Below are 14,053 nucleotides of genomic sequence, written 5' to 3'. Positions count from 1 at the left end.
AGCTGTCACTTGGCGTAGAGCAGCGTCCCGAAACCGAGCTGGTCGAAGCCGCCGCTGTTCGGCCCGTAGTCGCCGCCTCCGCCTTCCGCACGCACCTTCTCAGCCATGGCCGTGATGTTCGGAACGGAGAGCCGGCGGCGGCGCGCGTAGTGGCAGTGCAGGATCTCCCAAACGGGACGAGTCTCTCCACGCGCTATGCCGGAGATCACAGCCTGCTCGTTGTACCTGCCCCTCCCGGTGCCGCTGCGCCAGGTGTACTTGGTGAAGGGCACGTCGCCGCCGAGGTTGTACTTGGCGACGTACTCGGCGGCCTTCATGAACCGGTTGTCGTCGTAGCCGTAGAGGTCGACGCCCTGGTTCCAGGCCATCTCGCAGATCGCGCCCATCTGGCCCATGCCCATAGCGGTGTGCCCCTGGTCGCGGCCGGCCTCCTGCCACTGGGCGAGACCGTCGGACTCGTGGACGAAGGGGACGGCGTTCGCGATCGAGCCGTTGCCCGCCCCCTTCTTGAAGTACTCCACCGCGCGGTCGAACAGGGCCCTGTCGTCGCAGAGGATGCCGATCGCCATGACCGAAGCCATGTTGCACAGGTCCCAGTTGGCCCAGTAGTTGGTGATGACGGCGCCGTTGTGGTGGGTGAGGAAGTCCTCGTTCATGGGGTGGAAGACCGTGAGCATCATCTTCTGGAAGCGGGCCAGGTCGAAGGCGTCGTGGTCGCGCACCAGCTCGGCGGCGTTGGCGAACTGGTAGCCGTAGAGCCCGGCGGCCAGGAACCGGTCGGCGTTGCCGTTGACCGCGGTGAGCGTGGCCGACCAGGCGTTGAGGATCGCGACGGCCGCCTCGGCGTTCTCCTTCGTACCGGCGATCTTCCAGCGCAGGGCGTTCTGGTAGGCGGCGTGGATGTCGTTGTAGAGGGTCACGTAGTTCTGCCCGGTGCCGCCGCGGACGACCGTGGCCCGCGGCCTGGGGGTCCAGGTGCTCGCGGAGTGCCGGTTGGCGGTCAGCCGCTGCCAGCCCGCCGTCCAGGGCTCCCGGCGGGCGGCGACGCGCACCCTGGCCCGGTTGAGGTCGCCGGCGTTGTGCAGCATGCCGGGGTGCGCGAAGACCGGTTTCCCGGCGGACTCACCGGACGACGGGGAGGCACCGCTCTGCGCCGCGTCGGCCGAGTCACCACCGCTCAACGAGACCGCGATACCCCCCACGGCCCCCGCGGCGGCGACACCACCGGCCAGCTGGAGGGCGCTGCGACGGCTGATGCGGTGCTTGTTGTGCTCTGCCACGAACAACTCCTGTGCGGATGGAGGGGCGGGTGTGGTGCGTGTTGCACACGTGCTGTGTGTGCTGCGTGTGCACAGGAGACGGAGGAGGGGCTTCCGCGATAACAGTTTTTCTCGTGAAGGCGTACGTCGCCCTAGGGGGAACCCCTGACAACACCCTTGCCCCGCACCGCAGTTGATGGGGGTCACGGCCAGGGTCGGCGCCCTCCTCGGAGAGGATCCGCGGCGACGGCGTACGACCGGAGGATGAAGGTCACCGATCACCCCTGGGAGTCAGCCGATGCATCTCCGTATACGTACCGCTTGCGCCGCCCTCGTGGTCCTGGGCCTCACCGCGGGGCCCCTGGCCGGGACCGCGCTCGCCGCCCCCACCCCCACGGCGGTCGTACGGGAGACCGTGAGTCCGAAGACCGACAAGGCGTTACGCGAAGCGCTCAAGGGAATCCCGGACAAGGACACGACGGCCGCGCTCGTACGCGTCGGGGGCAAGGCCGGCACCTGGCGGGGCAGCGCCGGGGTGCACGACCTGGCGAGGGGCCGCAAGGCTCTGGAACACGGGCGTTTCAGGGCCGGTTCGACCACCAAGGTGGTCACCGCGGCCGTCGTGCTGCAGCTCGCCGCCGAAGGCACGATCGACCTGGACGGACACGTCCAGACCTACCTCCCCGGCCTCCTCACGAAGGCGTTCAAGCCCATCACCGTACGGCAGTTGCTGACCTTCACCAGCGGGCTGAAGCCGGGAGCGACGCTGGGTGACGTGAACGGTGCGGGCTACGAGCGGCGGTTCGAGACCCTGACCCCCGAGGCGGTCGTGGCCTCGTCCGTCGCCGCCGGCCCCGCCTTCTGCCCGGGCGAACGGCAGCAGTACGCCAACATCGACTACACGGTGCTCGGCCTGCTCATCGAGAAGGTCACCGGCGACACGTACGAGCACCAGGCGGCCGTACGGGTCCTGCGGCCGGCCGGGATGCGTCACACGTCCTTCCCCGGCGGACCCGACCCGCGTATCCACGGCCCGCACAACCGCGGCTACCAGATCCTGGCGGACGGCAGGCTGGTGGACGCCACCGTGTGGAACATGTCGGACCGGTGGGCCGCGGGCGACATGATCTCCACGACGGAGGACCTGGAGCGCCTGCTCTTCGCCCTGTTCCGCGGCCGGCTGGTGCCCCAACCCCTCCTGGACAAGGAGATGTTCACGCTCCCCGACGTACCGAACGCGACGATGAGCGCCGGCCTCCAGCAGTTCGAGATCGACGACGACACCGTCGTCTGGGCCAAGTCCGGCGCCAGGCCCGGCTACAACACGGCGATCGCCGCCACACGCGATCTGTCACGCACCCTCGTGTACTCGGTGAACGCGACCGACGCGAAGAGCGAGGAGATGAACCCGGTGGCGGAGCGGATCATCGGGGCGGCCTTCGGTACCGGAAGCTGAGGATCCGGCCGCGGCGGCCGGGGCGCTCAGCCCTGGATTCTGCGCGGCCATGCCGCTGCCGTGGCGGCACAGGTGAGGACGTGGACGGTGACGAGGACAGCGAATGCGGTGACGAGGGTGTCGGCGTCCTTCAGGCGTTCGGTGGCGACGGGCGGCGACCAACCGTCCGGGATCACGGAGACGGAGACGACGGCGCCGGCGGGTACGCGTGTCCGTGGGCCGAACCGCAACCGGCCGAGGTCACGCTCGGTCGCCGCGTCCGCGATGCGGTAGTGGGTACGCCCGGTGTCGTCGTTCTTCCTGTCGACAGCGGGCTCGGCCTTGATGACGCGGGCCAGGGCCGGCTGCCCGGCCAGATCATGGAGGGCCCAAGGGGCCAACCATGGTGCTGAGACAAGCAGAGCGGAGGCGGTGAGCCCGGGCACCGCGGTCAGGAACTCTCGCGGCGTGGGGCGCGACCCGTAGTCCCAGAAATGGCCGCTTGCCAGGACCATGCTGCCTGAGACGATCGCAAGGAGGACGATGACCGCCACCCATTCGGTTCCGAAGCCATGGGAGGCCAAGGGAACCGCGATCGGTACGGCGACCAGGGACCAGAACATCGTGGCCACCAGGCGGCCCTTCTCGCGCATGCGTCGCCGCCTCACTCCGGCTGTTCGTCGGCCGTGCCGTGCAGGGAGCGGGTGATCTCGTCGAGTGTGTCCAGCCCGGTCTGTACGGCGTCGAGCTCGTGGTCGAGGGCGGTGAGGTCCGGAGGTGCGGCGGAGGCGTCCGTCGCCGCCTGGAGGGACAGCAGCATGGCCCCACGCTCCGCCGCGGCTTCCAGACGCAGAGCGGTGGCCTCCATGGTGGTGATCAGGAGCTGGCGCAGTTCGGCCAGGCGCTTCAGGGTGGCGGCACGTTCGCCCGTGGCGCGCGCGGCGTCCTGTTTGGCCCGCCGCAGCGGGCCCTCGGGGAGGGCCCGGGCCTCTCCCTCCAGGCGCTTCTGGTCGCGCCGCAGGGCCTGGTGGTCGGCGGGCGTGCCGCTGGTGTCGATGACGCGGACCGCCTCGGCCGCCGCCGTCAGCCGGTCGGCCGCGGCCCGTACAGATGTCGCCGCCGTTGCCAGCGTCGGCCAGAGCGAGGCGTTGGGGCTCTGCCGGCACTGGTGCTGCAGCCGGTCGGCGGCCGCCGACGCGCGGGTCAGCCATCGGACGGCGTCGGCGGGCGCTTCGGGCAACGGGTCGGACGTCGGGTCGGCGGTCGGGTCCGTCCGCCGACCCGCGTTCCGGGCGTCCGTCCGGCCGGTCGCGGACCTCGCGGATGCCGACGCCGCGGGGCGGGTGAAACGGCCGGTGAGGGCGTGCGTCCCCCACACGAGGCCGCCGACGCCCGCGCCGACGGGCAGGGCGGCGGTGGCCGGGGCGCCGGCGAGGAGAGCCGTGACGCTGCCCGCGGCGGCGAACAGCGTGACCGCGGCGGCGGGAAGGAGACGGCTGCCCATCGTGTCCTCTCTGTCTGCGCTGCCCATGGGGTTCGGTCTGTCGGTACCGCCCATGGGGTTGAGCCCGTCTTCCCGTGCTGTGCCGGGTCAGAAGTTGCTGATGACGGAGACCATCACCTTGTCGATGACCGCCGGGTCACGGGCGTCGTAGGAGGTGGCCTTGGTGGCGGCGGCGATCTTCGTGAGCGTGCCGAAGTCGGCCTGGCCGCTGAAGGCGACGGTGAAGACGCGTACGGAACGCTCCAGTTGACTGGCGTCGAGGTCGCGCAGAAGTGCGTCGAGGTCGTTGTCGGCCGGGTACTCGTTCCGGCCGTCGGTCAGGACGACGACGGCGTTGATGCGGTCGGTGTCCAGGTCGGCCAGCATCTCCTTCTGGGCGGCGCGCACGGTGCTGTAGAGGGCGGTGCCGCCTTCGGCGTTGAGCCCGTTGATGGCTTCGGTGAGCCGCTGTTCGTTGTCGCGGACGGGGCGCGGCGGCACGATCTCCCGGTACGGCTCGGGATGGTCGTCGGTCTCGGTGGAGAACGCCCACAGGCCGACCTCGTCGTCGGGGTGGTAGAGGTCGAGCGTGTCGGCGGCGGCCTTCTTGGCCGCCTCCATCCGGCTCTGTCCGCCGCCCGCGGTCTGGCTCATCGACCCGGAGACGTCCATGACGAGCAGTACCCGGGCCTTCTTGCGCAGCTCGTCCCAGCTGTCCACGACCGCCGCCAGCACGTCGGCCGCGGGCGGGTCGATCAGTGACAGGTTCCCCTCGCTCTGCTCGGACAGGCTGACCGAGCGGGCGAGTCCACTGCCGGCGTTGCCCTCGTGGTCACGGAATCCGGTCTGCTGGAAGCGGCGCTGCTGAGCGTCCTCCAGCAGGAAGGCACGGAAGTCGGCGGCCGCGGCCCGCTGCGCCTTGGACGCCGTGGGCAGCACCGCGAAGGGGTGGTCGAACATGAGCGTGCCGTCGGCCGGGTGCACGGCCACCAGAGGCACCTGCGGCTTCTTCCCCTTGCCGATCCGCTCGGTCTCGCCCGTGGGGCTGCCCTGGTTGTAGAGGTGGATCAGCTGTTCCTGTACGGCGATGGCGCTGGCGTACGACAGGGCCTGCCCGTCGGCGTCCGCCTCGGCGAGGTTGGCCATGTACGCGGTCGCGTCGGAGGCGTAGTGCAGGACACCCGACTCGACCCCGGCCACGAACCGCCGGGTCTTCGGGTCCTCGACCTCCTTCACGGTGAGGTCGCTGGAGCGGCCGGTGGCGGCGTAGAAGGTGGCCACGGTCGCGCCCAGGCCGGAGGTGGAGGTGTGCGGGTTGTCCTTGCCCAGGCTGAAGCGGCCCCACTCGGGCCGGCCGACCGAGGCCCAGCCCTTCTCCGTCAGTGACAGCACGTCCCGCCAGCCGATCTTCTTCTCCGGCCAGCCGAGTGCCTCCGCCATGGGCCGGGGCATGCCGATCGCCAGCGGGCTGGTGGCGAGCGACCGCGGCTTCTCGTCGGTGAGCAGCTTGCGGTCGGCGGCGGTCGCGTCGTGCTGGAGCAGTGTCAGCCAAAGCGAGGAGGACGGCGTCCACACCTGTGGTTCGGGCGTGCCGTCGCGCCGCTCGTCCCACCCCTGGGCGAGTGCGTCCTTGGTGACGCCGGAACTCGTCTCCGACACCGCCACTCGGGCGCACTTCCCGTCCGCCAGCTCACGCCCGGAGTCGTTGTAGTCCTCGGCCAGGTCGGCGAGCAGATCGCCCTTCTCCGTCGAGGAGTTCACCTCAAGCCGTACGTCGCAGTCGTCGCCCGAACCGCCGACGGACGCGCTCACCACCACGCCGACGGCCGCGAGCAGCACCAGCCCCACCACGACCGCCACCAGCATGGGCAGCCTGCGTGCGTTCCCCATGACACCCCCGTGTCCATGCCTTGCCCGAGGCGGACTCACACACAATGAGACGCGTGTCATCACACGGTCCACACAGCGCGCTGCGAAGTCAATGGCCTTTTCAACAAAGGCAGTTGGGCGTTCACGGGCCCGGCACGGCACCGCCGAGGTGAGCCGGGTCCGGCACCGGCGAGGGCCTGAGCCGTGACGCGCCGTTCGGCCACGCCGGCGAAAGGCCGCACCAGTGGATGTTCACCACCCGGTTCCGGCACGAGATGACCCACCGGCCCGGCGGGACCGGCGGTCTCGACGACGCCTTCGCCCGGCAGTTCGACCCCGGGATCGGCGCCGAGGTCATGGGCGCCGGGAAGTTCGGCTGTCCCGGATGGCGCGAGGCCCCGGAGTGGAAGGGGTGGTGGGGTCCCAACCCGCCGTTCCACACACCGACCTTCGCCCTCACGCATCACCCTCGCCCGTCGATCGGGATGGAGGGCGGCACGACGTTCCACGTCCTCGGCGCTTCGCCCGCCGAAGGGCTGGAGACGGCCCGCGAGGCGGCGGACGGCCAGGACGTACGCATCGGCGGTGGCCCCACCGTGGTCCGCGACTTCCTTGCCGCCGGGCTCATCGACCGCCTGCACGTCGTGGTGGTCCCGATCCTGCTGGGCCGAGGCATACGCCTCTGGGACGGCCTGGAGGGCCCCGAGAAGGACTACGAGGTCGAGGCCACTTCCTCGCCCGGCGGAGTGACGCGTGTGACGTTCACTCGTGCGGGTCTCTGGACACCTTGCTGAACCGCCTCGGTGAACGACCTCGGAGTGCCGCTTCGATCGAGGCCCGTCGGACGGTTCCTCCCCGTCCGCACCGTCGAGCGGCGGGTCGTCGGCGGAGCCCCGAAGGACGACGGCCCGAGCGAGTCCACGGACCCGACCGGTTCCCCGACATCGTCATCCACACAACGGACGACGGCGACGGCGTACGCGTACGGATCGACGCGGGCGACCGGGCGAACCGTCCCGCCCCCGGTCCCGCCCGACGGGACGCCCGGCAAGGGCGACCGGCCCCGGCCCTCGGACTGCGGCGGCCGCGAGGAGCACAGGAACGAGAAGGGCGACGAGAGCGGGAAGGGGTCCGCCGAAGGACGGAGCACCGCCGGACTCGTACTCACCCAAGCCGTCTGACCCGGCACGGCACGCACAACACGGCCCCGGGCGGATCAACTCCCGCCCGGGGCCGTGCCGTTCACTCCGTACGTGGCGAACCGTCAGTCCGTCAGCCCTCGATGGACGTCATCACGTGCTTGATCCGGGTGTAGTCGTCGAACCCGTACGCCGAAAGGTCCTTGCCGTAGCCGGACTTCTTGAAGCCGCCGTGGGGCATCTCCGCGACCAGCGGGATGTGGGTGTTGATCCAGACGCAGCCGAAGTCGAGGACCTTGGCCATGCGCATCGCGCGGGAGTGGTCCTTGGTCCAGACGGAGGAGGCGAGGGCGTACTCGACGCCGTTCGCCCACTCGACGGCCTGCGCCTCGTCCGTGAAGGACTGGACGGTGATGACCGGGCCGAAGACCTCGTTCTGGATGATCTCGTCGTCCTGCTTCAGCCCCGACACCACGGTCGGAGCGTAGAAGTAGCCCTTGTCGCCGACGCGGTGGCCGCCCGCCTCGACCTTGGCATGTGCGGGCAGGCGCTCGATGAAGCCGGTGACCTGCCCCAGCTGGTTCGGGTTGTTGAGCGGCCCGTACAGCACGTCCTCGTCGTCCGGCATGCCGGTCTTCGTGTCGGCGGCGGCCTTGGCGAGCGCGGCCACGAACTCGTCGTGGATGGACTCCTGGACGAGGACGCGGGTGGCGGCCGTACAGTCCTGGCCGGCGTTGAAGAAGCCCGCGACCGAGATGTCCTCGACGGCCTTGGCCATGTCGGTGTCCTCGAAGACGACGACCGGCGCCTTGCCGCCCAGCTCCAGGTGGACCCGCTTGACGTCCTTGGCGGCGGACTCGGCGACGGAGATGCCCGCGCGTACGGAACCGGTGATCGACGCCATGGCGGGCACCGGGTGCTCGACCATCGCGCGCCCGGAGTCGCGGTCGCCGCAGATGACGTTGAAGACGCCCTTGGGAACGATCGAGCCGATGATCTCGGCGATCAGGACCGTGGAGGCGGGCGTGGTGTCCGACGGCTTGAGGACGACGGTGTTGCCGGCCGCGAGCGCGGGGGCGAACTTCCACACGGCCATCATCATCGGGTAGTTCCACGGCGCGACCTGCGCGCAGACGCCGACCGGCTCACGGCGGACGATCGAGGTCAGGCCCTCCATGTACTCACCGGCCGCGCGGCCCTCCAGCATGCGCGCCGCGCCCGCGAAGAAGCGGATCTGGTCGACCATGGGCGGGATTTCCTCGGACCGGGTGAGACCGATGGGCTTGCCCGTGTTCTCGACCTCGGCCGCGATCAGCTCCTCGGCCCGCTCCTCGAAGGCGTCCGCGATCTTGAGCAGGGCCTTCTGGCGCTCGGCCGGGGTCTGGTCGCGCCAGGCCGGGAAGGCCGCGGCGGCCGCCGCCATCGCGGCGTCGACGTCGGCCTGTCCGGACAGCGGCGCGGTGGCGTAGGCCTCGCCCGTCGCGGGGTTGACCACGTCGGTGGTCCGTCCATCGGCGGCATCGCGGAATTCTCCGTCGATGTAATTGCGCAGACGACGCAGCTCGGTGCTCACTGCCGGCCCTCCAGTCAGATGTCCAATCACTGAGACATCCACCCTAGTCCCGCGCCCCACGTTTTCAATACCCCCGATCGCCCCAGAACTGCGAAATCCGCACATGTGGGCCGCGCAGACAACGAATTTCATCAATCAACTCTTGCGGAACTGCTGATGCCTCATGCACAGTGAGCACGTGTCCAGTCGCAGCGCAGAGCCAAAGGGCTCCCGAGACACCCGGTCGGGGAACACCACTCCCTCGCTGGACAGCGTCTCCCTCGCCATCATCGAGCAACTCCAGGAAGACGGCCGGAGGCCCTACGCCGCGATCGGCAAGGCCGTCGGCCTCTCCGAGGCGGCCGTGCGCCAGCGCGTGCAGAAGCTGCTCGACCAGGGCGTGATGCAGATCGTCGCCGTCACGGACCCGCTCACCGTGGGTTTCCGCAGGCAGGCGATGGTGGGCATCAACGTCGACGGCGATCTGGAGCCCGTGGCGGACGCCCTGACCGCCATGCCGGAAGTCGAGTACGTGGTGATGACCGCGGGCTCGTTCGACATCCTCGCCGAGATCGTCTGCGAGGACGACGACCACCTGCTGGACGTCATCAACCGACGCATACGGGCCCTGCCCGCCGTGCGCTCCACCGAGAGCTTCGTCTACCTCAAGCTGAAGAAGCAGACCTACATGTGGGGAACCCGATAGCCGTGACCACCAAGGACCTCAGCAAGACCGCGTACGACCACCTGTGGATGCACTTCACCCGCATGTCCTCGTACGAGAACGCTCCCGTCCCCACGATCGTCCGTGGCGAGGGCACCTACATCTACGACGACAAGGGCAAGCGCTACCTCGACGGTCTCGCGGGGCTGTTCGTGGTCCAGGCGGGCCACGGCCGCCGGGAGCTGGCCGAGACGGCGATGAAGCAGGCGCAGGAGCTGGCCTTCTTCCCGATCTGGTCGTACGCCCACCCGAAGGCCGTCGAGCTCGCGGAGCGCCTCGCGAACTACGCGCCGGGCGACCTGAACAAGGTCTTCTTCACCACGGGTGGCGGCGAGGCCGTCGAGACCGCCTGGAAGCTCGCCAAGCAGTACTTCAAGCTGCAGGGCAAGCCGACCAAGTACAAGGTCATCTCCCGCGCGGTCGCCTACCACGGCACCCCGCAGGGCGCCCTGTCCATCACGGGCCTGCCGGCCCTGAAGGCGCCGTTCGAGCCGCTGGTCCCGGGCGCCCACAAGGTCCCGAACACCAACATCTACCGCGCCCCCGCCTTCCTCGACCAGGGATCCGGCGTCTCCCCCGAGGCCTTCGGCCGCTGGGCCGCCGACCAGATCGAGGAGCAGATCCTCATGGAGGGCCCGGAGACGGTCGCCGCGGTCTTCCTGGAGCCCGTGCAGAACGCCGGCGGCTGCTTCCCGCCGCCGCCCGGCTACTTCCAGCGGGTGCGCGAGATCTGCGACCAGTACGACGTGCTGCTCGTCTCCGACGAGGTCATCTGCGCCTTCGGCCGCCTCGGCACGATGTTCGCCTGCGACAAGTTCGACTACGTACCGGACATGATCACCTGCGCCAAGGGCATGACGTCCGGCTACTCCCCCATCGGCGCCTGCATCATCAGCGACCGCCTGGCGGAGCCCTTCTACAAGGGCGACAACACCTTCCTGCACGGCTACACCTTCGGCGGCCACCCGGTGTCGGCGGCCGTGGGCCTCGCGAACCTCGACCTGTTCGAGCGCGAGAACCTCAACCAGCACGTACTCGACAACGAGAGCGCGTTCCTCTCCACCCTCCAGAAGCTCCACGACCTGCCGATCGTCGGCGACGTCCGCGGCAACGGCTTCTTCTACGGCATCGAGCTGGTGAAGGACAAGGCCACCAAGGAGACCTTCACGGACGAGGAGTCGGAGCGCGTGCTCTACGGCTTCGTCTCCAAGAAGCTCTTCGAGTACGGCCTCTACTGCCGCGCAGACGACCGCGGTGACCCGGTCATCCAGCTGTCGCCGCCGCTGATCTCCGACCAGTCGACCTTCGACGAGATCGAGGGCATCGTCCGCCAGGTCCTGACGGAGGCGTGGGCGAAGCTCTGATCCCGCCGAGCCCCCAGGGGCTCCGATGAGCTGAATCTGTGATCAACACCGGCCCCGGTGCCGCCCGTTCGAGTGAGAATGGGCGCCCCGGGGCCGCGTGCTGTCCGGCCTCCTGGCCCCGACTACCTACCGTGCCCAGTGACCGATCGGCCCTGCCTTCGTTCCCCCGGAAGGGGGACTCCGCACGGCATTTCTGATCTGAACCGAGGTGTACGCCATGGTGGCTCCGCCGGACAACGACGTGCTGTGGGCACGCGCCCTGCACGTCAACCACAACGGCTCGCCCGCGCTCACCGGCGTCTCGCTCGGGGTTCGCGAGGGCGAGATCCTCGCCGTCGGCGGCCCGCGTGGCAGCGGCAAGACGACGCTGCTCCAGTGCCTGTCCGGCCAGTTGCGGGCGCAACAGGGCGAGGTCTGGTTCAACAGCACGCCCGTGCACACCATGGGTCCGCTGACCCGCGAGCGGCTGCGCCGCGACCGGTTCGCGTGGATCGACCCGACGCCGGTCCTGGTCCCGGAACTGAACGCCTGGGAGAACGCGGCGCTGCCCCTGATGCTGCGCGGTGTCTCGCGCCGCCGCGCCAAGACCGCCGCCCTGGAGTGGCTGGACCGCCTCGACATCGGCGGCTGCGCCCGCAAACGCCCGCACGCGCTCCTGCACGCCGAGCGACAGCGCGTGGCCATCGCCCGCGCCCTGGCTCCCGCGCCGACCGTGCTCTTCGCCGACGAGCCCACCGCCCCGCTGCACCGCGCCGACCGGGCCCATGTGCTGCGTACGCTCACGACGGCGGCCCGTTCCCACGGGATCACCGTCGTACTGGCCACGCACGACGCGGACACCGCGGCACTCGCCGACCGCACGGTGTCACTGCTCGACGGGCGGCGCGTGAACACCGTCCATCTGCCGCCGGTGTCCGACACCACGGAAGGCCGGGCCGCGTGCTCGCTCTCCGTCTAGCGCGCGGGGCCCGCCCCGCCGTCCAGCTCCGCAGGCTCCTGGTCGCGGCGGCGTCGGCGGGCACGGGCTTCCTGCTCCTGTGCACCCTGGGGTACGCGATGGGGCACCCGGACGCGTCCGGCGCAGCCGTGCTGCGGCTGGCCTGGTGTGTCGCGCCGCTCGCCGCGACCGTGCAGTTCGCGGTGGCGGTCGCCCGGACCGACCCGGCCACCCGTCCCCGGCAGGGGCTGTCGGCGCTCGGCCTCGGCCCCGCCCGCCTGACGGTCCTCGCGGCGATCTCCACCGCCGTGTCCTGCACGCTCGGTTCGATGGTCGCCCTGCTCTTCTTCCTGCATCTGCGCGGCGACCTGACCGGCCTCCCCTTCGACGGCGACGCCGCCGGCCTCCTCGCCGCGGACGAGCCGCTTCCCCTCCCGGCCGCGCTCACCCTGCTGGCCCTCGTACCCATCATCGCCTCGGCGGCCAGCGCGGCGGTGCTCCGGCCGCGGGGCCCGCGGCCCAGCGGCTTCACACCGGGCGGCCGGCCGGGACGGCTGAGCGGCTTCGGCGGCTACGGCCGCTCCGTCGAACGCGTCGGCTTCGGCGCGTACGGGCGCTTCGGCACGCGTACGGAGACGCAGACGGGCCCGCACTCGGAGGGCCAGGTCGGCTCCGAGGGCCGGGGCGGCTCCGGGCAGGACACCATCGGCCGCTCCGGACAGGACGGGGCCGACGGAGCTTCCGGCGGGCGGAGCGCGCAGGGCACTCCCGACGATCACGCCGGGCGTACCGCACGCACCGCACGCACCGCACACGCAGGGCCCGCCGGGCACGGCAACCCGGAAGCGTCCACCAGCGCCTCGGCACTCGACGTGCCCCGCCGCTCCGGCGCGCGCGCCCGCGCGAGGGTCGAGGGCCGCCCCGGCGGCGAGCAGCTCTCCGCCACCCACGCCACCACCGACGCACCCGCGCACAACGGTCACGGCCGTCACAAGGGTCACGACCGTCACGACGCGGCCGACCGCCACGCCACCTCACAACATCCCGACAGCCACGGCGGCCCCGCCGACCCCGGTCTCTCCGGCCGTCCCAGCCACACTCGCCACCCCCTGGACCCACAGGACCCCCACCACCCCCCGGCCCCCCTTCCCACCCCCTCCGGTCTCCCCTGGGGTGCCGCGGTCCTCGCCGCCGGGCTCGCCGTGGAGACGTACGCCGGCCGTACGTCCCCGGCCCTCGCGGGACCCGAACTGCCCGGCGGCTTCAGCGTCGGGCCCCTCGGTGTGCTGGTCGGCTGGGCACTCACCGCGTTCGGTCTCGCGCTGGCCGGGCCCGCGATCACGCACCTCTGCGGCAGGCTGCTCCAGGCGGTGCGGCCGGGCGCCCTGCGGCTGCTCGCGGGCCGCGTGCTCATGGAGGAGGCGGCCCGCATCGGACGCCCGCTCGGCGTGGTGTGCGCGGTGGCGTCGGGGGCGTACGCCATGGCCGTGCTCTACGGCCGCGCGCGCCCCGACGTGGGGCCGCTCACCACCCTGGGCGCGCTGCTCGTCGCGGGGTGCGCCGTCGCGACGCTCATGACCGCCGCGGTGGAGGCGAGGAACGCGCGCGCCGACACCACGGCCGCCCTGCTGCGGCTCGGGGCGCCCGCCACGGCGCTGCGCAGCGCCGCCGCCCTGCGCACCGGCGCCCTGCTCGCCGTCTTCGGCCCGCTGACCTGGGCGGTCGCGGAGCTGGCCGCACTGCCACTGACCCGCTGACGGTTCACCCACAACACCCGCCCACAGCACTCGCCCGAAAAAGTTCGCGGGACGCCGATGACTTTTCGACGGCCCCCCGGTCTACCCCTGCGAACAGCACATCACCCGACGGGAGAGACCCACCATGTACCAGCAGATGATCTTCGTGAACCTGGCCGTGAACGACGTCGACGCCTCCAAGAAGTTCTTCACGGAGCTCGGCTACACGATCAACGCGCAGTTCTCGGACGAGAACTGCGCGTCCGTCGTGATCAGCGACACGATCGTCGCGATGCTGCTGAACAAGCAGCGCTACGCGGACTTCACGAAGAAGGAGATCGCGGACTCGACGAAGACCAGCGAGGTGCTGATCTGTCTGAGCGCCGAGAGCCGCGAGAAGGTGGACGAGCTGGTCGACAAGGCGGTCGCGGCGGGCGGTTCTGAGACCCGCGACCCCCAGGACTACGGCCAGATGTACGGCCGCGCCTTCGACGACCCGGACGGCCACACGTGGGAGGTCATGTGGATGGACCCGGCGGTCGTCCAGGGCTGAAC

13 protein-coding genes are annotated in these 14,053 nt (G+C 70.8%); 8 read left to right on the top strand and 5 right to left on the bottom strand.

All coding sequences use genetic code 11. The annotated features are described in order from the left end of the window. Positions 1-5: 5 nt before the first annotated feature. Complete coding sequence (locus ACH4YP_RS36275) at positions 6-1,280, bottom strand: alginate lyase family protein (RefSeq protein ID WP_361062165.1); 1,275 nt, start codon at positions 1,278-1,280, stop codon at positions 6-8. Between the two features lie 277 nt (positions 1,281-1,557). Between ACH4YP_RS36275 and ACH4YP_RS36270 the strand changes: the two genes are divergently transcribed. Then, on the top strand, positions 1,558-2,715 hold the full coding sequence (locus ACH4YP_RS36270; RefSeq protein ID WP_398495134.1) for a serine hydrolase domain-containing protein: 1,158 nt from the start codon (positions 1,558-1,560) through the stop codon (positions 2,713-2,715). 26 nt (positions 2,716-2,741) lie between these two features. Here the strand turns inward: ACH4YP_RS36270 and ACH4YP_RS36265 are convergent, their stop codons facing one another. Genes ACH4YP_RS36265 through ACH4YP_RS36255 form a run of 3 tightly spaced genes read right to left on the bottom strand, consistent with a single transcriptional unit; the run spans position 2,742 to position 6,067 of the window. Further along, positions 2,742-3,347: a hypothetical protein gene (locus tag ACH4YP_RS36265; RefSeq protein WP_361062171.1), complete on the bottom strand. Its 606-nt coding sequence runs from the start codon at positions 3,345-3,347 to the stop codon at positions 2,742-2,744. Positions 3,348-3,358: 11 nt separating this feature from the next. Then, on the bottom strand, positions 3,359-4,225 hold the full coding sequence (locus ACH4YP_RS36260) for a hypothetical protein (RefSeq protein ID WP_398495132.1): 867 nt from the start codon (positions 4,223-4,225) through the stop codon (positions 3,359-3,361). A 60-nt stretch (positions 4,226-4,285) separates the two neighbouring features. Beyond that, positions 4,286-6,067 (bottom strand): substrate-binding domain-containing protein, encoded by a 1,782-nt coding sequence (locus tag ACH4YP_RS36255; protein ID WP_398495131.1) that lies wholly within the window; start codon positions 6,065-6,067, stop codon positions 4,286-4,288. A gap of 227 nt (positions 6,068-6,294) precedes the next feature. On the opposite strand from ACH4YP_RS36255, the gene ACH4YP_RS36250 reads away from it, so the two are divergent. Together ACH4YP_RS36250 and ACH4YP_RS36245 are read left to right on the top strand one after the other, a co-directional pair. Next, positions 6,295-6,840, top strand: coding sequence for a dihydrofolate reductase family protein (locus ACH4YP_RS36250; RefSeq protein ID WP_398495129.1), 546 nt, complete (start codon positions 6,295-6,297; stop codon positions 6,838-6,840). A gap of 24 nt (positions 6,841-6,864) precedes the next feature. Next, complete coding sequence (locus tag ACH4YP_RS36245) at positions 6,865-7,227, top strand: hypothetical protein (protein ID WP_398495127.1); 363 nt, start codon at positions 6,865-6,867, stop codon at positions 7,225-7,227. A 91-nt stretch (positions 7,228-7,318) separates the two neighbouring features. Here ACH4YP_RS36245 and ACH4YP_RS36240 read toward each other — a convergent pair whose 3' ends face one another. Beyond that, on the bottom strand, positions 7,319-8,758 hold the full coding sequence (locus ACH4YP_RS36240) for a gamma-aminobutyraldehyde dehydrogenase (protein ID WP_361062185.1): 1,440 nt from the start codon (positions 8,756-8,758) through the stop codon (positions 7,319-7,321). Between the two features lie 163 nt (positions 8,759-8,921). Between ACH4YP_RS36240 and ACH4YP_RS36235 the strand changes: the two genes are divergently transcribed. From ACH4YP_RS36235 to ACH4YP_RS36215, 5 genes are all read left to right on the top strand, one after another. Beyond that, complete coding sequence (locus ACH4YP_RS36235; protein ID WP_361062188.1) at positions 8,922-9,443, top strand: Lrp/AsnC family transcriptional regulator; 522 nt, start codon at positions 8,922-8,924, stop codon at positions 9,441-9,443. Then, entirely contained in the window at positions 9,428-10,825 is a 1,398-nt protein-coding gene (locus ACH4YP_RS36230; protein ID WP_361062191.1) for an aspartate aminotransferase family protein, read from the top strand. Before ACH4YP_RS36235 ends, ACH4YP_RS36230 begins: the two co-directional genes overlap by 16 nt. Positions 10,826-11,042: 217 nt before the next feature. Beyond that, a complete protein-coding gene (locus ACH4YP_RS36225) occupies positions 11,043-11,783 on the top strand; it encodes an ABC transporter ATP-binding protein (RefSeq protein WP_398495126.1) in 741 nt (246 codons plus the stop codon). Further along, positions 11,765-13,519 carry a hypothetical protein gene (locus tag ACH4YP_RS36220; RefSeq protein ID WP_398495124.1) on the top strand — a complete coding sequence of 585 codons (1,755 nt, stop codon included), beginning with the start codon at positions 11,765-11,767 and terminating at the stop codon, positions 13,517-13,519. Before ACH4YP_RS36225 ends, ACH4YP_RS36220 begins: the two co-directional genes overlap by 19 nt. Positions 13,520-13,643: 124 nt before the next feature. Continuing rightward, positions 13,644-14,051, top strand: coding sequence for a VOC family protein (locus ACH4YP_RS36215; RefSeq protein WP_398495122.1), 408 nt, complete (start codon positions 13,644-13,646; stop codon positions 14,049-14,051). Positions 14,052-14,053: the final 2 nt, after the last annotated feature.

The sequence above is a fragment of the Streptomyces sp. NPDC020747 genome (assembly GCF_044334695.1).
In the GTDB taxonomy this organism is placed as follows: domain Bacteria; phylum Actinomycetota; class Actinomycetes; order Streptomycetales; family Streptomycetaceae; genus Streptomyces.
This window is presented reverse-complemented; position numbering and strand designations above follow the sequence as displayed.

What these genes read in the sequence shown, in the direction of transcription:
- ACH4YP_RS36215 (WP_398495122.1), top strand. Translation starts at nt 13,644, where the DNA reads ATGTACCAGCAGATGATCTTCGTGAACCTGGCCGTGAACGACGTCGAC.
- ACH4YP_RS36260 (WP_398495132.1), bottom strand. Translation starts at nt 4,225, where the DNA reads ATGGGCAGCGCAGACAGAGAGGACACGATGGGCAGCCGTCTCCTTCCC.
- ACH4YP_RS36235 (WP_361062188.1), top strand. Translation starts at nt 8,922, where the DNA reads ATGCACAGTGAGCACGTGTCCAGTCGCAGCGCAGAGCCAAAGGGCTCC.
- ACH4YP_RS36255 (WP_398495131.1), bottom strand. Translation starts at nt 6,067, where the DNA reads ATGGGGAACGCACGCAGGCTGCCCATGCTGGTGGCGGTCGTGGTGGGG.
- ACH4YP_RS36265 (WP_361062171.1), bottom strand. Translation starts at nt 3,347, where the DNA reads ATGCGCGAGAAGGGCCGCCTGGTGGCCACGATGTTCTGGTCCCTGGTC.
- ACH4YP_RS36225 (WP_398495126.1), top strand. Translation starts at nt 11,043, where the DNA reads ATGGTGGCTCCGCCGGACAACGACGTGCTGTGGGCACGCGCCCTGCAC.
- ACH4YP_RS36270 (WP_398495134.1), top strand. Translation starts at nt 1,558, where the DNA reads ATGCATCTCCGTATACGTACCGCTTGCGCCGCCCTCGTGGTCCTGGGC.
- ACH4YP_RS36250 (WP_398495129.1), top strand. Translation starts at nt 6,295, where the DNA reads ATGTTCACCACCCGGTTCCGGCACGAGATGACCCACCGGCCCGGCGGG.